Annotated in this window: 13 protein-coding genes and 1 pseudogene; 9 read left to right on the top strand and 5 right to left on the bottom strand. The window is 73.2% G+C overall.

Annotation, left to right across the window (positions count from 1 at the left end; genetic code table 11):
* Positions 1-76: 76 nt before the first annotated feature.
* Together ABGB06_RS28335 and ABGB06_RS28340 are read right to left on the bottom strand one after the other, a co-directional pair.
* On the bottom strand, positions 77-628 hold the full coding sequence (locus ABGB06_RS28335; RefSeq protein WP_347594481.1) for a nucleoside 2-deoxyribosyltransferase domain-containing protein: 552 nt from the start codon (positions 626-628) through the stop codon (positions 77-79).
* Positions 629-731: 103 nt separating this feature from the next.
* Positions 732-1,178: a hypothetical protein gene (locus ABGB06_RS28340; RefSeq protein WP_347594483.1), complete on the bottom strand. Its 447-nt coding sequence runs from the start codon at positions 1,176-1,178 to the stop codon at positions 732-734.
* 174 nt (positions 1,179-1,352) lie between these two features.
* On the opposite strand from ABGB06_RS28340, the gene ABGB06_RS28345 reads away from it, so the two are divergent.
* From ABGB06_RS28345 to ABGB06_RS28355, 3 genes and pseudogenes are all read left to right on the top strand, one after another.
* Entirely contained in the window at positions 1,353-2,153 is an 801-nt protein-coding gene (locus ABGB06_RS28345; RefSeq protein ID WP_347594485.1) for a GNAT family N-acetyltransferase, read from the top strand.
* Positions 2,154-2,327: 174 nt separating this feature from the next.
* A pseudogene (locus ABGB06_RS28350) lies at positions 2,328-3,419 on the top strand (glycoside hydrolase family 43 protein); the annotation flags it as partial.
* A gap of 199 nt (positions 3,420-3,618) precedes the next feature.
* Complete coding sequence (locus ABGB06_RS28355) at positions 3,619-5,310, top strand: cellulase family glycosylhydrolase (protein ID WP_347594487.1); 1,692 nt, start codon at positions 3,619-3,621, stop codon at positions 5,308-5,310.
* A 75-nt stretch (positions 5,311-5,385) separates the two neighbouring features.
* Here ABGB06_RS28355 and ABGB06_RS28360 read toward each other — a convergent pair whose 3' ends face one another.
* Positions 5,386-6,678: an FAD-binding protein gene (locus ABGB06_RS28360; RefSeq protein WP_347594489.1), complete on the bottom strand. Its 1,293-nt coding sequence runs from the start codon at positions 6,676-6,678 to the stop codon at positions 5,386-5,388.
* 148 nt (positions 6,679-6,826) lie between these two features.
* Here ABGB06_RS28360 and ABGB06_RS28365 point away from each other — a divergent pair, with 148 nt between their 5' ends.
* Positions 6,827-8,344 (top strand): hypothetical protein, encoded by a 1,518-nt coding sequence (locus ABGB06_RS28365; protein WP_347594491.1) that lies wholly within the window; start codon positions 6,827-6,829, stop codon positions 8,342-8,344.
* On the opposite strand, the gene ABGB06_RS28370 is transcribed toward ABGB06_RS28365, so the two are convergent.
* Positions 8,341-9,240, bottom strand: coding sequence for a hypothetical protein (locus tag ABGB06_RS28370; RefSeq protein ID WP_347594493.1), 900 nt, complete (start codon positions 9,238-9,240; stop codon positions 8,341-8,343). The genes ABGB06_RS28365 and ABGB06_RS28370 overlap by 4 nt on opposite strands.
* A gap of 100 nt (positions 9,241-9,340) precedes the next feature.
* On the bottom strand, positions 9,341-10,102 hold the full coding sequence (locus ABGB06_RS28375) for a DeoR/GlpR family DNA-binding transcription regulator (protein WP_347594495.1): 762 nt from the start codon (positions 10,100-10,102) through the stop codon (positions 9,341-9,343).
* A gap of 200 nt (positions 10,103-10,302) precedes the next feature.
* Here ABGB06_RS28375 and ABGB06_RS28380 point away from each other — a divergent pair, with 200 nt between their 5' ends.
* The 5 genes from ABGB06_RS28380 (at position 10,303) to ABGB06_RS28400 (ending at position 16,872) form a co-directional block, all read left to right on the top strand.
* Positions 10,303-11,778 (top strand): L-fucose/L-arabinose isomerase family protein, encoded by a 1,476-nt coding sequence (locus ABGB06_RS28380; protein ID WP_347594496.1) that lies wholly within the window; start codon positions 10,303-10,305, stop codon positions 11,776-11,778.
* 78 nt (positions 11,779-11,856) lie between these two features.
* Entirely contained in the window at positions 11,857-13,305 is a 1,449-nt protein-coding gene (locus ABGB06_RS28385; protein ID WP_347594497.1) for an L-fucose/L-arabinose isomerase family protein, read from the top strand.
* Positions 13,302-14,771 carry a sugar porter family MFS transporter gene (locus tag ABGB06_RS28390; RefSeq protein WP_347594499.1) on the top strand — a complete coding sequence of 490 codons (1,470 nt, stop codon included), beginning with the start codon at positions 13,302-13,304 and terminating at the stop codon, positions 14,769-14,771. The genes ABGB06_RS28385 and ABGB06_RS28390 overlap by 4 nt, the downstream gene beginning before the upstream one ends.
* A 28-nt stretch (positions 14,772-14,799) precedes the next feature.
* The gene (locus ABGB06_RS28395) at positions 14,800-15,825 is read left to right on the top strand and encodes an alcohol dehydrogenase catalytic domain-containing protein (protein WP_347594501.1); all 1,026 of its coding nucleotides are present in this window, start codon (positions 14,800-14,802) and stop codon (positions 15,823-15,825) included.
* 219 nt (positions 15,826-16,044) lie between these two features.
* The gene (locus tag ABGB06_RS28400) at positions 16,045-16,872 is read left to right on the top strand and encodes an alpha/beta fold hydrolase (protein ID WP_347594503.1); all 828 of its coding nucleotides are present in this window, start codon (positions 16,045-16,047) and stop codon (positions 16,870-16,872) included.
* The last annotated feature ends 183 nt before the right edge of the window (positions 16,873-17,055 follow it).

The raw sequence follows: 17,055 nt of genomic DNA on the forward strand, positions 1-17,055 counted from the left end.
CACACGAGAGCGAGTGTACGTTCGTACGCGATAGGGCCGCGGCCCGCCGGTCGGCCGGGCGCCCGACCGACCGATGTCACCGGTCGCCGCCGCATTCCGACAGCGCCGCCCCCAGCACGTGGTCGAGGTCGGCATGGACCACCGTTCCGGGGCGCGTCAGTTGGCAGAGCATGCGGACGTCCGGCTCGCGCGGATAGCCGGGATGCGCGCCGACCACGATCCGGCGTCGTTCCCCGAGGGCCTGGCCCAGCTCGAACAGCGCGATCGGCTGCGTGGTGACCGCCGGGTCGCAGGCCGGGAACCAGAACAGGGTCACCACGGTGGGCAGATGCAGGTGATGCTGTTCCCAGCTGACCTGCTCCCAGGCCGCCCCGGGATCGTCGGTCGAGAAACGGGCGCGGCTGGGGTTGAGGACGACGACCGGCCTCGTGGCGGCCCGGAGGACCTCGACGGCGTGATCGTGCCAGCGCTCCACCCCGGTGATCCCGCCCGCCAGGAAAACGGCCGGGGGATCGGCGGGCTGGGGCCGGTAGTAGGTCGGCGCCTCGTAGTACAGCCGCTGCGGCGTGGTGCGCAACGGCTCCGGTGGCGCGTGGTGCGGACTCGATCCCGGACTCTGCGGCGGCATCGACACGAGGCCCTCCCGACGGTCGCGACGCGCGGAACACCCTGCCCGGAACTGTCCCACACCCGGCGGCGAACCTGACGAGGCGTCGCGGCGCCCGACGCGCTCAGGGCGGGTCGGCGCCGGGCGGGGTGGGGAGGATCCGCCAGCCCCGGGCGGTCAGTTCGGCGACGGCGGGATGCGCGGCGGCCCGCGCCGTGACCGTCGGGTCCCGGTCGGCCAGCAGCCGGGACAGCGAGGCCAGCAACCACCATCCCGCGCCGCAGGCCGCGACCAGCAGGGCGATCCCGATCGCGCTGGTGGGGCCCGCGACCAGACCGAACAACGCCAGCGCCACCGGCAGCGCGGAGGCCGCCAGCCGCCCCAGACACCCCCGCGCCACCGACTCCCGTCGCGCGATCTCCGCCGCGTACCGCCGCAGGCAGGAGCCACAACCCGGGACGGCGACGGCCTCGGTGGCGCCGCCGTCGGGGCGGCCCAACGTCACCACGCAGCCGCCGCCGACGGGCGCCGCACCGCAGAACCAGCAGTCGTCGATGCCTCCCCGCGCCATGCCCCGCCCCTCGCCGTCCGCGCCCGCCACCCCCAGTCTGGCCCGTTCCCGGCGAGTCCCGCCGCGGAACGACGAATGGCGCGAACCGGATCCCCGTCCGTCGCGGTGGCCCGGACGTCGTGTACTACCTGGATCGGCCTGGATCGGCGCGGCCAGTGGACGAGTGGGGGGACGATGACCGACATCGCGGAATCCGTCGAATCGGTGGAGCAACTGGTCGTGGGCTGGCGTGCCCTGGTGCTCGACCGCGAGGCACGCGCGGACGTGCGGGACCTGCCGGGCATCGCCGTGCGCTCGGCCGACTGCCGGTTCGTCTTCTGGAACGCCGTCACCCTCACTGAGGTGGGCGTGGACGCGACGCTCCTCGCCCAACGCCTCGGCCAGGCCGCGGAGATCCTGCGCTCGAAGCGGCACCCGGGCTTCCTGTGGCTCTTCGAGGACCTGCTCGGCGACGAGGCCCGCGCCACGCTGCGGACGGCGGCCGAGCGGGCGGGCCTGCACCACGCCTTCTCCGGCACAGGAATGGCCGGGAACCTGCTCCCCGTCCCCGAACCGGTCCACCCCGACCTGACGTTCGTCCGGGCGACCACCACCGAGCAGCTGCTCGCCTATGCGGACCTCAACTCGCGCGCCTACGGCTTCCCGCTGGAGGACGGCCGCGACGGGCTCGGGGGGTCCACGCTCTGGAAGCGCGAGGTGCACGCCTACCTGGGCCTGCGCGGCGACGTCCCGGTGGCGTGCGCGGCCACGGTCGAGGCCGCCGGCCGCCTCTTCGTCGTGCTCGTCGCCACGGACCCGGAGTGGCAGCGCAGGGGCTACGGCGAGGCGGTCACGCGCAAGGCGCTGTACGAGGGCGCCCGGGCCACCGGCCTGACCCGCGCCACCCTGCACGCGACCGCCGCCGGGGCTCCCGTGTACGCACGCATCGGATTCCGGCCGAACTCGCCGATCCACTTCTACGGTGTGCGGGACTGACCCGACGGGCTCCGCGGGCCGCAGGGCACATAACCGAAAGTTTTCGATAGGGGTCGCACAGGACCGGGCGCTTGACGGCCTCGTGCCGTGCCCCAACACTCACAAGCGCATCCCCGCACGCCCTCGTGCCGCCGACCTCGGCACCGACGTCGCCCCCACCGACAGGAGAGCCCGATGCACGGCCGACGACTGATGTTGACGCTCGCCGCGCTGCTGCTGTGCGCCGCGGTGACGCCGAGCGCCCGGGCCGGCGACGAGCCGGCGAACAGCGCGAATCCCGCAAAAGCCGCGAATGCCGCCGCCGAACCGGCCGCCGCGACCCAGGCGGAGTACGCGGGCTATCTCTTCACCTACTTCACCGGCGAGGGCACCTCCGACGGCGAGCAGGTCTACCTGGCGCTCAGCCAGGGCAACGACCCGCTGCACTGGCAGGAGCTCAACGGCGGCGATCCGGTGCTGTCCTCCACGCTGGGGGAGCGCGGCGTGCGCGACCCGTTCATCATCCGCGCCCCGGAGGGCGACCGTTTCTACCTCATCGCCACCGACCTGCGGATCTACGGGAACGGCGACTGGGACGGCGCGCAGCGCCACGGCAGCCGATCCATCGCCGTGTGGGAGTCCACCGACCTGGTGAACTGGTCGGACCAGCGGCTGGTCGAGGTGGCGCCGGAGACCGCGGGCAACACCTGGGCTCCCGAGGCGTACTACGACGCCGAGCTCGGCGCCTACGTCGTCTTCTGGGCCTCCAAGATCTACGACGAGGACGACCCGGACCACACCGGAAGCACCTACAACCGCATGATGTACGCCACCACCGAGGACTTCCGCACCTTCAGCGAGCCCCGGGTGTGGCACGACCCCGGCTACTCGGTGATCGACTCGACGCTCATCCAGGACGGCGACGCGTACCACCGCTTCACCAAGGACGAGCGCTCCAACGGCTCCGGCTCGCCCTGCGGGAAGTTCATCACCCAGGAGACGTCGGGTTCCATCCTCGACACGTCCTACGACTTCGTCGCCGAGTGCATCGGCTCCGGAACGATCAGCCAGGGCGAGGGCCCGGCGGTGTTCAGGTCGAACACCGAGGACAAGTGGTACCTCTTCATCGACGAGTTCGGCGGGCGCGGCTACGTGCCGTTCGAGACGACCGACCTGGACTCGGGCCGGTGGACCGTCTCCAGCGGCTACGACCTGCCCGACAGCCCTCGTCACGGCACCGTCCTCCCGGTCACCCAGGAGGAGTACGACCGGCTGCTCGCCGCGTACTGACCGCCGGCCCGGCCAGCACCCACCCCCGGCACGCCGCTCGCCCCCGGGCCCTCTCCGCCCCGGGGCGAGCCGGCCGTCCGGGGGCATCCGTCGGCCTCCTGTTCCGGACTCTTGACGGCGCGTCGAACCGGTGGGTTCATGGGAGCGCTCCCAGAACTACAACGTTCTACCTCGACCGACCGTGATCGGAGTCGTCATGAGAGCCAGATCCAGAATCCGCGAGAGATCCGACGCCGCCCGCACGTCCCGCACGACCCCCCGCCTCGTCGCGCTGCTGACCGCCCTGGCGGCGCTGACCTCGCTGCTCGGGCTCGGCCAGGCCGCGCGGGCCGAGTCGCCCGCCCCGTTGGCCACCGGGCTGCACATCGACGACGGCCGGCTCGTCGAGAGCACCGGCAACGATTTCGTGATCCGCGGCGTGAACGCCGCCCACACCTGGTACACGGACCGGACCTCGCAGTCGCTGGCCGACATCAAGGCGCTGGGCGCCAATACCGTCCGGGTGGTCCTCTCCAGCGGGAACCAGTGGACCCGCAACGACGCCGCCGACGTGTCCAACGTGATCGCCCAGTGCAAGGCGAACCGGCTGATCTGCGTGCTGGAGGTGCACGACACCACCGGCTACGGCGAGCAGAGCGCGGCCGTGTCGCTGGACGTCGCGGCCAACTACTGGATCGACATCCAGAGCGCGCTGGCCGGCCAGGAGGACTACGTCATCCTCAACATCGGCAACGAGCCGTACGGCAACAACAACTACGCCGGCTGGACCGCCGACACCCGGGCCGCGATCCAGAAGCTGCGCAACGCCGGCTTCGACCACACGATCATGGTGGACGCGCCGAACTGGGGCCAGGACTGGTCGGGCACCATGCGCGCCAACGCCCAGTCCGTGTACGACGCCGACCCGGACGGCAACACCATCTTCTCGATCCACATGTACGGCGTGTACGACACAGAGGCCGAGGTGCGGGACTACCTCAACGCCTTCGTCAACGCCGGACTGCCCATCCTGGTCGGGGAGTTCGGCCACAACCACTCGGACGGCGACCCGAACGAGGACGCCATCATGTCGCTCACCACGCAGCTCGGACTCGGCTATCTCGGCTGGTCCTGGAGCGGCAACGGCGGCGGCGTCGAGTACCTCGACATGGTCACCAACTTCAACGCCGCCGCCCTCACCTCCTGGGGCCAGCGGTTCTTCAACGGCGCCAACGGGATCGCCCAGACGTCCGAGGAGGCCACCATCTTCGGCGGCGGCAACCCGGGCGGCGACGACCAGGCGCCCAGCACCCCCGGCACCCCGACCGCCTCCTCCGTCACCGCCAACTCCGTGGCGCTGAGCTGGGCGGCGTCCACCGACAACGTGGGCGTGACCCGCTACGACGTGGTCCGGATCAGCGGCGGTTCGGAGACCACCGTGGCCTCCGCCACCACCAACTCCGCCACCGTCACCGGACTGACCGCCGACACGACCTACAGCTTCGCCGTCTACGCCAGGGACGCGGCCGGCAACCGATCCGTCCGCTCGGCCGCGGTCAGCGTCACCACCGACGAGGGCGCCGCGCCCGGCGCCTGCTCGGTGGCCTACGACGTGATCGGCGAGTGGGGCGGCGGCTTCCAGGGCGAGATCACCATCCGCAACACCGGCACCTCGGCCATCACCGACTGGGAGCTCGCCTTCTCCTTCGCCGACGGCCAGACCATCACCAACATGTGGGGCGGCACGCCCCAGCAGAGCGGCGGCGCGGTGACCGTCACCCCGGCCTCGTACACCGCCACCATCGGCGCCGGCGGCTCCGTCTCCGTCGGCTTCACCGCGAACAAGGGCAACGCCAACTCGGCGCCCACCGCGTTCACGCTCAGCGGCGCCGCCTGCGCCACCGCCTGACCGCGACGACCGCGACGCACCCGGCGCCCGCGGCGCGCGACGCAGGCGAGTCAGCACGCGCCGCGGCGCCGGCGCTCACCGGTGGGTCCTGTCGGTCCCGCCGGTGAGCAGCGCGTCCAGGTAGGCGTTGCGGAACCTGCCGTCCGGGTCGTGCTCGGCGAGCAGCCGCCGGAAGTCGTCGAGCCGCTCGTAGCGCCCCGCGACCGTCGCGGGTTCCGTCGTGGTCAGCTTGCCCCAGTGCGGGCGGGCGCCCAGTGGCAGCAGCCGCTCCTCGACGGCGGCCAGCACCGGCAGCACCGCCTCCGCGTTCTTCACCCAGGTGAAGTGGAACGCCACCGTGTCCCGCCCGTACGCCGGGCTCAGCCACATCTCGTCGGCCGCGACGGTGCGCACCTCGGAGACCTGCAGCACCGGCGCCAGCAGCGCGCCGAGCTCGCGCAGCGCGGCGCAGCCGTCCGCGACCGCCGCGCGCGGCAGGAAGAGCTCGGACTGCAGCTCCTCGCCGTGGCTGGGGGTGAACTCGGGACGGAAATGCGGCAGCCGCTCGTGCCAGGGACCCGGCACGCCGCCCTGCTCCGTGCAGTACTCGGGTGGCATGCCGGGGATGGGATGCCACGGCTCGCGCGCCAGCTCGCCGCCCTGCCAGCGCTCGCCCGGATGGTCCGTGCCGTCGCGGTCGGTGCGCCGCTTCAGCACCACGGTGGCCAGCCCGTCATGCCAGCCGGTGAACGCGCTGACGCTGTAGGCGGCGCCGGCGATCTCCGGGAACCGCTCGGCCAGCGCGTCCAGCGGCACCTCGCGGTAGACCCACTGCGCCACCTCGAAGGCCGGCTCGATGTCCAGCGTCACCGCGACCACGACGCCGAGCCCGCCCAGGCTCACCACCGCGCCGGGAAAGGCGTCGGGCGTGGTCCGGCGGCCCATCCGCACCAGATCGCCCTCCGGGCCGACGAGTTCCAGGCCCGACACGGCGGCGGCCAGGCTCCGGCACGCGTCGCCCGAGCCGTGGGTGCCGGTGGCGACCGAACCGGCGACCGAGATATGCGGCAGCGAGGCCATGTTCGCCAGGGCGAAGCCGCGGGTGTGCAGCGCCGCCGCCACCTCCGCGTACCGCATACCGCCCGCGACCGTCACCCGCGCGCCCTCGGCGTCGATCTCCACCCGGCGCGGCAGGCCGTCCACCCGCACCAGGTCGCCCGTGGTGTCGGCGAGGAGGTTGAACGAGTGCCCGCTGCCGAGCGCCCTGACCCGGCGCGCGGACGCGACGATGCGACGCAGTTCGTCCACGGACGTGGGGTGGTGCACCCGTTCGGCGCCGAAGGTGACGTTCCCTGCCCAGTTCCGCGCCGGGTCTCCGCTTGTCAGCATGCGCCGACCGTATACGCGGGCGTGCGCGGGAAACAGGGCAGGTCGTCCTTATGCGCCGAGTGCGCCTAATTCACTACTTCCGGTGAGTGTCGGGGAACGTCACTCTCGTCCGGGGGCCCGCAGGGGCGGACCGGAGCGGAGGAAGCACGTGGAAGCACAGGGGAGGGGAGCAGCCACGCTCCGAACGCGCTCCGCCGGGCTCGGCATCCTGGCCCTGGCCGTCGGGTACTTCGCCTGGTACGTGCCGTACAGCGGCCTGGTGAAGGCCCTGTCCAGCGGCGAGGTGCCGGGCGTCGACGAGCCCGTGGGCGGCCTGGTGCTGCTGCCGGCGGCGGCGCTCGGCCAGCTGGCCGTGATGCCGCTCCTCCTGTCGGCCATCGGCTGGTGGCGCTACGCCGGCCGCCGCACGGTCCGTGGCCGGCGGGTGATCCTGCCCGGCGCGACGATGCTGTGGGCCGGCTTCTGGATGGCGCTGATCATCGGCACCACCACGCTGAACTACACCTTCGTCGGCGCCTCGATCCTGCTGATGATGCTGCTGATGCGTGGCGGCGTGCTGGTCCTCTCGCCGGTGGTGGACCTGCTGCGCCGGCGGCGGGTGCACGCCCACTCGTGGGCGGCGCTGCTGCTGAGCCTGACCGCCGTCGTGGTGGCGCTCGGCGACGTGGACGGCTACGCGCTGGGCCTCGGCGCCGCGCTCAGCGTCGGCGTCTACCTCGCCGGCTACGTCGGCCGGTTCACGATCATGAGCCGGGTCGCCAAGACCGGGGACCCGGAGACCGACCGGCGCTATTTCGTGGACGAGCACGTCACGGCGCCCGTGGTCCTGCTGCTGCTCTGCGCGGTGCCGGCGGCGGTCGGGATCGGCGCGTGGGGCCAGGAGCTGCGCGAGGGGTTCACCAGCTTCCTGCTCACCCCGGCCGCCGTCCCGGCGTTCCTCGTCGGCGTGCTCTACGAGGCGCTGTTCGTCTTCGGCACCTGGATCTACCTGGACCCCCACGAGTACACGTGGTCGGTGCCCGCCAACCGCTGCTCCAGCCTGTTCGCCGGGGTGGTCTCGGCCTACGCGCTCACCGCCGTGACGGGCCTGGCGCCGCCGGGCGACGCCCAGCTCGTCGCGTTCGGCTTCGTCGTCGCCGCGGTCGTCGTGCTGAGCTGGCCGGCGCTGGCCGCCGGACGGGCCGACCGGCGGCGGGTGCCGCGGCTGCTGCTGTTCGTGTGTGGCGGGAACACCAGCCGGTCGCCGATGGCCGCCGCCATCGCCGCCCACGAGCTGTCCGCCGGCTCGTCGGGCGGGCCGCCCGCCGGCGGCCGGGTCCGGGTGGCCAGCGCCGGCCTCTCGGTGCGTTCCCCCGGCGCCCCGCTGTCCGCCGAGGCCGCCATCGTGCTGCGCGAGTTGGGCGTGGCGGTGCCCGACCGGCACGCCTCCCGCGCCCTCACCCCGCGGCTGTGCCGCCGCGCGGACGCCGTCTACTGCATGACCCAGGCGCAGCGCCGCGACATCATCCGGCTCTGGCCGGCCGGCGCGTCCCGCACCCACTGCCTCGACCCGCACCTCGACCTGCCCGATCCGGCGGGTCGCCCGGTCCAGGACTACCGCGACACGGCCCAGCTGATCCACCAGGCGGTCCGCGCCCGCCTCCCCGAACTCAGCGGCCGGGCCTAGCCCGGACCGGGGCCGCCCCGGGGCCTCGGCACGGCCCGGACCGCGGTGACCAGGATGGTGCCGGCGGCCAGCAGCGCCGCCTCGGCCAGCGCGTAGACCACCCACGGCGCGGGGCGGCCCCACGCGTCGTACGGGACGCTGGAGGCGATCCCGCTGCCCAGGGCCAACAGGCCGCTCAGGGACAGCACGGTCCAGGCGCAGACCGACACCCGGCGGTCGTAGTGGATCTCGTAGCGCCAGTGGTCCGGGGCCCACGGCGGCGGCGGGCTCGGCGGCGGCCCGCGCCAGCCGAGGAGGATCGCCACCATCAGCGCGCCGCCGCTGGCCCAGGCCGCCGCCTCGAACCAGGGCGAGGCCCGCGGCCCCAGCACGAGGTCGGCGAAGGCGACCGAGGAGCCGGTCAGCATGAACGCGGAGAACTGCGCCGCGAAATGGACCAGCTCACGGAAGAAGCGCACCTCCCGGTGCCGGTCCCGCTGGTAGGCCAGCAGCAGCCACGCCAGCGCGACGACCACCACGATCGCGTCCGCCCCGAGGGCCGCGCCCGCGAGGAGCGCCTCGGTGTGAGCCCGCGCGCAGACCAGTTCGCCGGCGGTGACGGCGTACAGGTACGACACCACCGCCAGCCCGAAGAAGCAGGGCAGCAGCAGCCGCAGGCCCCGCGACGCGTGGCCGTCCCCGGCCGGCGGGTTCTTCACGCCGATCACCGTGACGAGGCCCGCGAAGACGAAACCCGCGACGATGCCGGAGAAGGCGCTCATGGCGCCCGAGGACGCGATCGGGCTCCAGTCGTTCGCGCCGCCCTCGCAGACGTCCGGCTCGAACGCGGCGAGGGCCGAAGCGGCGAACGGAGGAGCGGACAGAGGAGCGGACAGAGGCGGGGATAACGGAGCCATCGCCGCCGATGCTGGCACCCGGAGGCGGCCAGGACCGGCGGGTTGTCCGGATCGTGACGCCCGCCGCTCCCGTGCCGCCCGGTGCGTGGCGCCGCGGCGGCTACAGGAGCTCGACCCGGTCGCGGTAGGGGGCGAGGTCGGGGTGGGCGGGGTCCAACTCGGTGACGAGGAGGTCCACCTCCTCCAGCGCGAAGCACTTGGCGACGGCGTGCTTGCCGAGCTTGCCGGAGTCCACCGCCAGGACGGTGCGCCGGGCGACCGAGGCCATGGTGCGTTTGACGGCGGCCTCGTCCGCCGTGAACTCCGTCGAGCCCAGCTTCTCCTCGAGGTAGGTCGCCGACAGGAAGCAGGTGTGCAGGGCGAACTGCCGGAGCGTCTGCTCGGCGACCGGCCCGACCAGGCTGCCGGTGTGGGCGTCGGCGGTGCCGCCGGTGGCGTAGACGCGGTAGCCGGGGGCGCGCGACAGGCGGTGGAAGGACTCGAAGCCCGTGGTCACCACCGTCAGGTCGCGGGGGGTGCGGTCGCGGAGCAGCGTGGCGAGGTGGAAGGCGGTGGTGGAGCCGTCCAGGCCGATGCCGCCGGTGTCCGGAACGAGGGTGGTCAGCTTGGAGGCGATGGCGTCCTTGGCCGCCGTCGACCGCCCGATCCGATGGTCGAACGTCCACGCGTCCACCGGAACGGCGCCGCCGCGCACCCGGCGCACCCGGTTCTGCTCCTCCAGATGCACCAGGTCGCGGCGGATGGTCATCGCGCTCACCCCGCAGCGCCTCGCGAGGTCGTCCACGCGCTGGAGGCCCTCCTGGAGGGCGGTGACGATCGCGGTGCGGCGGGCCTCGCTGTCCGCGCCTATGTCCTCAGCCATGTGCCGTTTCTACCACCACGCACGCGCGGATCACAGTCACTTCGAACACCAAAGGATCAGATCTCGATTCCGACAAATCGCTCATAGAAGGGTAATATCCTCGACCAACGTGCCGATTCTCTCGATTCGGGCTCTTGTCAGGCTGTTACTTCCGTGTTTAATCTCCCAGCAATCGAACATCCCTGGGAGGGAAAGTCCGCATGGCCGACCTGTCCGTTTCCCCGGCCGCCGCCACCGGCGCCGCGCCGCTGGAGCGCATCACCCGCCGCCGCACCCGTGTCGGCCTGGTCTCCGGCGGCCTCGGGGCCTACTGGCCACAGTTCCCCAGGCTGCTGGAGCAGCTGAAGGAGTCCGCCGCCTTCGTCACCGCGCGTTTCGAGGAGATGGGCTGCGACGTCGCCGACGCCGGCTTCGTCTCCGACCCGCAGGAGGCCGCGGTGGCGGCCGAGAGACTCAGGGTGGCTGACTGCGACATCATCGTCACCTTCCTGACCACCTACCTGACCTCCTCGATGGTGCTGCCCGTCGCCCAGCGCAGCGGCGCCCCGGTGCTGGTCATCGACCTCCAGCCGACCGAGGCCATGGACCACGCCAGCTTCGACACCGGCAGGTGGCTGGCCTACTGCGGCCAGTGCCCGCTGCCCGAGGTCGCCAACGTCTTCCGGCGCAGCGGCATCCCGTTCCGCTCGGTCTCCGGACACCTCCGCGACGAGAACGCCTGGCGCCGGATCCGCCGCTGGATCGACGCCGCCGCCGTCCGCGCCGCCCTGCGACACGGCCGGCACGGCCTGATGGGCCACCTCTACCCCGGCATGCTCGACGTCTCCACCGACATGACGCTGGTCTCCGCGCAGCTCGGCGGGCATCTGGAGGTGCTGGAGTTCGACGACCTGCGGGTGCGGGTGAACGCCGTCACCGAGGAGGAGGCCGCCGAGCGCGTCGCCCAGGCCAGGAAGGTCTTCGCGCTCGACGCCTCCGTCAACGACGCGGACCTCGACTGGGCCGCCCGGGTCTCGGTCGGCCTCGACCGGCTCGTCGACGACTTCGCCCTCGACAGCCTCGCCTACTACCACCGCGGCCTGGAGGGCGAGATCCACGAGCGGCTCGGCGCCGGCATGATCCTGGGCGCCTCGCTGCTGACCGCCCGCGGCATACCCGTCGCCGGCGAGTACGAGCTGCGCACCAGCCTCGCCATGCTGATCGCCGACACCCTGGGCGCGGGCGGCTCGTTCACCGAGTTCCAGGCCCTGAACTTCCGCGACGGCGTGGTGGAGATGGGCCACGACGGGCCCGCCCACCTGGCCATCAGCTCCCGCGACCCGCTGCTGCGCGGCCTCGGCGTCTACCACGGCAAGCGCGGCTGGGGCGTCAGCGTCGAGTTCGACGTCACCCACGGCCCCGTCACCACCTTCGGCCTGGGCCAGGAGGCGGACGGCGGCTACGTCCTCGTCGCCTCCGAGGGCGAGGTGGTGCCGGGACCGCTGCTGGAGATCGGCAACACCACGTCCCGGGTGGACTTCGGCGTCGACCCGGGGGAGTGGACCGACGCCTGGTCCGCCACCGGGATCGGCCACCACTGGACGCTGTGCACCGGCCACCGGGCCAGGGACCTGAAGGCCACCGCCCACCTGCTCGGGCTCGACTTCCGCCTGGTCACCGGCGCCAACGAACTCTGAGCCGGCCCCAGCCCTCCCTCCGTGATTCCGGACGCCCCCGTTCCCCGACTACTCCCCCCGCGACAGGAGCACCACCCGATGTCCACCACCCCCGTCGTCCCACCGCCACCGCTGAGCCGGGTGCCGCTGACGCCCGCCCGCATCGGCCTGGTCTCCGGCGGCCTGGGCAACTACTGGCCGCAGTTCCCCGACCTGCTGCCGACGCTGCGCAAGTCCGCCGACCACATTCGCGACCACATAGCGGCCACCGGAGCCCACGTCGAGGACGCCGGCTTCGTCTCCGACCCCGTCGAGGGCGCCGCCGCGGCCGAGCGGCTGCGCCGCGCCGACTGCGACCTCATCGTGGTCTTCGTCGCCACGTACATGACCTCGGCGCAGGTGCTGCCCGTCTTCAGGTACGGCGGCGCACCCATCCTGCTGGTCAACCTGCAGCCGGCACCCGCCATGGACCACGCCACCTTCGACACCGGCGACTGGCTCGGCTACGCCGGCTTCGCGGGCCTGCCCGAGATCGGCGTCGCCCTGGAGCGGCTGAACCTGCCCGTCCGCAGCGTCTCGGGCCACCTCGCCGACGACCGCGCCTGGGCGAGGATCGACCGCTGGGTGCGCGCGGCCGGCGTGCTCCGCGCCCTGCGCACCGCGCGGCACGGGATGATGGGCCACCTCTACCCCGGCATGTTCGACATCGCCACCAACATCACCGCGCTGACCGGCACCGTCGGCGGGCACGTCGAGATCCTGGAGTTCGACGACCTCAAGGCGCGCTTCGACCGGGTCACCGACGCCGACACCGACCGGCTGCTGGCCACCGTCGAGCAGGTCTTCGAGATCCACCCGGGCGCCGACCGGGAGAACGTCCGCTTCCAGGCCCGCGTCGCCGCCGCCCTCGACCGGCTGGTCGACGACTACGGCCTCGCCACCCTGGCCTACTTCTACTTCGGCGAGGACGACACCCTGCTGCAGCGGCTCGCCGCCGGGTTCGCGGTCGGCGCCACCCTGCTCTCCTCGCGCGGCATCCCCACCGTCACCGAGTACGAGGTGCGGGCCGCCGCCGCCATGTACGTGCTGGACCAGTTCGGCGCCGGCGGCACCCTCACCGAGGGCCAGGCGCTCAACTTCGACGACGGCGTCTGCGAGATCGGCCACAACGACGCCGCCGACATGGCCATCACCGCCCGCCCGCCGTTGCTCCGCAGCCTGGACGTCTACCACGGCAAGTCCGGCGGCGGCGTCTCCGTGGAGGTGGACATCGCCCGTGGCCCGGTCACCCAGTTCTCCCTCGGCGAACTGCACGACGGCCGGCTGCGTTTCATCGCCTCCGAGGGCGAGGTGGTGCCGGGCCCGCTGCTGCGGATCGGCAACACCACCTCCCGCGTGGACTTCGGCTGCGACCCCGCCGACTGGGCCGACGCCTGGGCCCGCTCAGGATCCACCCACCACTGGGCCATGGGCGTCGGCCACCGCGCCGCCGACATCGAGGCCCTCGCCGATCTGGTCGGCGCCGAGTACGTGCGGGTGCAGCCGTGACCGCCCCCGTCGCCACCGCCTCCGCCGCGCGACAGAACGCCACCCCGACCGGCTCCCGGGGCTTCACCCTGCTGATCGCCCTCAGCGCCAGCGTCGGCGGCCTGCTCTACGGCTACGACACCGGGATCATCGCCAGCGCCCTGCTCCACCTCAAGGGCCCCATGGGCATCGCCGACGACACCTTCACCCAGTCGGCCGTCACCGCCATCACGCTGCTCGGCGCCATCTTCGGGGCGCTGGCGACCGGGCCGATCTGCGACCGGCTCGGCCGGCGCTGGACGACCCTGCTCGTCGCCGTGCTCTTCGTGCTCTTCGCCATCGGCTGCGGGCTCGCCCCCGACCTGACGACGCTGCTGGTGATGCGTTTCCTGCTGGGGCTCGCCGTCGGCGGCTCCTCGCAGATCGTCCCCGTCTACATCGCCGAACTCGCCCCGCCCGCCGTGCGCGGCGCCCAGACATCGCTCTTCCAGGTCATGATCACGATCGGCACGCTGCTGGCGTACCTCGTCGGACACCTCCTCGGCCCCGACCACGCCTGGCGCTGGATGCTCGGCCTGGCCGCCGCGCCCGCCGCGCTGTTCTTCCTCGCGATGCTGCTGCTGCCGGAAAGCCCGCGCTGGCTCCTCACCCGCGGCCGCGAGGAGGAGGCCAGGGCGGTGCTGCGCCGGGTGCGGTCGGGAGACGCGGAGATCGACGCCGAGATCGCCGACATCCGGGAGAACGTGCGCGCCGAGAGCGGAAGCTGGCGGGACCTGCTCCAGCCCGCGGTCCGGCCCGCCGTCGTCGCCGGCGTGGGCGTGGCGCTGTTCTCCCAGATCACCGGCATCAGCGCGATCATCTACTACGCGCCCTCGCTGCTGGAGCTCGCCGGTTTCGGCTCCTCCGCCGCCACCCTCGGCTCGGTCGGGGTGGGCGTGGTGCTGGCGACCTTCACCGTCCTCGGCATCTGGCTCGTGGAGCGGTGGGGCCGGCGCCGGCTGGTGATCCTCGGACTGCCCGGCGCGGTCGTCGCGCTCACCGTGATGGCGGTGCTGCTGCCCTGGTCCAGCGGCACCGAGGCGTCCCTCGGCGGGGCGGAACAGGCCGTCGTCATCACCGGCCTGCTGGCGTACTTCGCCTTCAACGGCGGCAGCCTCTCCGTCGTCGCCTGGCTGTACTTCGCCGAGATCTTCCCGCTGAAGGTCCGCGGCAAGGGGACCAGCCTCACCGCGCTGGTGCTGTGGATCACCAACTTCCTGGTGACCCTGCTGCTGTACTTCGCCGCCGACAAGCTCGGCATCGGCCTGGTCTTCGCCACCCTCGCCCTGCTCAACGTGCTCGCCTGGGTCTTCGCGCTGCGCCGCATGGTGGAGACCAAGGGACGCACGCTGGAGGAGATCGAGGCCAGCCTCCGCGACGGCACCTTCGGGAAGGCCGCCCCGCACCCCGCACCCCACCCCACCGCCCACCCCACCGCCCGCCCCTGACGAGAGAAAGACATCGGGTACCACCACCATGCGCGACACCCCGCCCCCGCCCCGCACCATGAAGGCGCTCCTGCTGCACGGCAGGGAGGACCTGCGCCTGACGGAACGCCCCGTCCCCGCACCGGGACCCGGCGAGGTGCTGCTCGCCGTCGGCTCCGTCGGCGTGTGCGGCTCGGACCGGCACTTCTTCTCCGAGGGCCGGGCCAGCAGCGACGTGATGACCGAACCGTTCGTCATGGGACACGAGTTCGGCGGACGGATCGCCGCCGTGGGCGCGGGCGTGGATCCCGCCAGGATCGGCGAGCGGGTCTCCGTCGAACCGCTGGTGCCGTGCGGCGCCTGCCGCAGCTGCGCCCGGGGCGCCTACAACGTGTGCCCCACGCAGCGGTTCCACGGCGTGCCGGGGGCGGAGGGCGCCCTCCAGGAGTACGTCGCCGTCCCGGCGCGCAACGCCTTCCCCGTCCCCGACGCCATCAGCGACGCCGCCGCCGCGATGGTGGAGCCGATCTCCGTGTCCCTGTGGGCCTCCGAACGGGGCGAGATCACCATCGGCGACAGCGTGCTCGTCACCGGCGGCGGACCGATCGGCCTCTTCGCCCTCCAGGTCGCCCGGGCCAGGGGCGCGGGCCGGGTCGTGCTCGTCGAACCGCAGCCGTCGCGCCGCGAGACGGCCGCCGGATTCGGCGCCGAGACCGCGGCCTCGCTGGACGAGGTCACCGGCGAGTTCGACGTCCTGATGGAGTGCACCGGCGTCCAGGCGGTGCGGCACGACGGCTGCGGCCACGTGCGGCCCGGCGGCCGGGCCGTCTTCGTCGGGGTGGGCGCCCAGGACGCCGGCGTCCCGATGCCGTCGGTCATCGAGCGGGAGGTCGACATCCGGGGCGTGATGCGCTACCGCTTCACCTGGCCCGTCGTCATCGAGGGCCTGGCGGCCGGCCGGTTCCGCGCCGACGAACTCGTCAGCCGGACGCTGCCGCTGGAGGAGGCGCACCGCGCCTGGACCGAACCCCTCACGGGCGCCGACGTCAAGACGATCATCCGCGTCGGCTCCTGACCAACCCCCCGTGCGCCGGTTCGCTCCCTCGTTCCGGCGCACGGGCGCCTCCCCGGCCCGCGGACCCTGGGGCCCGGGGGAGTCGCGCCGGGCCGCGACCGGACGAGCCGACGGCGGTCGGCTCGTCCGCCCGGCCGTCCAAGCGGCGATACCGGCGGGCGGTCCCGGCCACGTATCCTCTCGACCGTGTCCGCCACACCGACGGGAGGAGCCCGCCCCGTGACGACCCGGCACGCCGAGACCGCCGCCAGCAGCCCCTGGATCCGCCGCTTCCACCCCCGCCCGGGCGCCGCCGTCCGGCTCGTCTGCCTGCCCCACGCGGGCGGCTCCGCCAGCTTCTTCCACCGGCTGTCCGGGGACCTGCCGCCCGACATCGAGGCGCTGGCGATCCAGTACCCGGGCCGTCAGGACCGTTACGTCGAGCCGCCGTTGCGGAGCATCGGCGAACTCGCCGACGGCGCGTACGAGGCGCTGGTGCCCTGGGCCGACCTGCCGCTGGCGTTCCTCGGCCACAGCATGGGCTCCGCCGTCGCCTACGAGGTGGTGCGCCGCTTCGAGCGCCGCAAGGGCCTCGTCGCCACCGCGTTCTTCGCCTCCGGGCACGGCGCGCCCACCGTCAACCGCTCCGAGTCGGTGCACCTGCGGGACGACGCCGGCGTCATCGCGGAGGTGCGCGGGCTCGGCGGCCCCGGCGCCGAGGCGTTCGACGAGCCCGACCTGGTGAGCCTGCTGCTGCCGGCCGTCCGGGCCGACTACCGGGCCATCGAGACCTACATGGAGGAACCCACGCCCGTGCCGGCGCCCGCCGACCGGCTGCGCTGCCCGCTGGTGGCCCTCGTCGGCGACGCCGACCCCAAGGTCACCCCGGACGAGGCCCGGGCGTGGGCCGAGATGACGCGCGGCGCGTTCAGCCTGCACGTCTTCCCCGGCGACCACTTCTACCTGACCCCCGAACACGACCGCGTGGTCAGCACCGTCGCCGGCAGCCTGCTCGAGCTCCTCCGCACCGACGGCGTGGACGGCGCCGCCGCGCCGGACCTCGTCTGACGACCCGGCGAAGGAGCCGAGAGGCCCGACACCGGCGCCCGTACCAGCGCCGAGACCGAGATCGACGAGGCGCTGGTGCGGTCCCTGCTGCGCGCGGACACCGCGAGCTGCGCCGCGCACTGCCGATGCTGCTCGCGGCACTTCCGCCACAGCGACTGAGCGGCGCCCGCCGGCACGTCGCCG

Origin of the sequence: Streptomyces sp. B6B3 (genome assembly GCF_039871525.1) — a bacterium.
Lineage (GTDB): Bacteria > Actinomycetota > Actinomycetes > Streptomycetales > Streptomycetaceae > Streptomyces.

Bases quoted from the DNA above. Each gene is read 5' to 3' on its own strand.
- ABGB06_RS28335 (WP_347594481.1), bottom strand. From the start codon at position 628: ATGCCGCCGCAGAGTCCGGGATCGAGTCCGCACCACGCGCCACCGGAG.
- ABGB06_RS28385 (WP_347594497.1), top strand. From the start codon at position 11,857: ATGTCCACCACCCCCGTCGTCCCACCGCCACCGCTGAGCCGGGTGCCG.
- ABGB06_RS28360 (WP_347594489.1), bottom strand. From the start codon at position 6,678: ATGCTGACAAGCGGAGACCCGGCGCGGAACTGGGCAGGGAACGTCACC.
- ABGB06_RS28375 (WP_347594495.1), bottom strand. From the start codon at position 10,102: ATGGCTGAGGACATAGGCGCGGACAGCGAGGCCCGCCGCACCGCGATC.
- ABGB06_RS28340 (WP_347594483.1), bottom strand. From the start codon at position 1,178: ATGGCGCGGGGAGGCATCGACGACTGCTGGTTCTGCGGTGCGGCGCCC.
- ABGB06_RS28380 (WP_347594496.1), top strand. From the start codon at position 10,303: ATGGCCGACCTGTCCGTTTCCCCGGCCGCCGCCACCGGCGCCGCGCCG.
- ABGB06_RS28395 (WP_347594501.1), top strand. From the start codon at position 14,800: ATGCGCGACACCCCGCCCCCGCCCCGCACCATGAAGGCGCTCCTGCTG.
- ABGB06_RS28355 (WP_347594487.1), top strand. From the start codon at position 3,619: ATGAGAGCCAGATCCAGAATCCGCGAGAGATCCGACGCCGCCCGCACG.
- ABGB06_RS28345 (WP_347594485.1), top strand. From the start codon at position 1,353: ATGACCGACATCGCGGAATCCGTCGAATCGGTGGAGCAACTGGTCGTG.
- ABGB06_RS28370 (WP_347594493.1), bottom strand. From the start codon at position 9,240: ATGGCTCCGTTATCCCCGCCTCTGTCCGCTCCTCTGTCCGCTCCTCCG.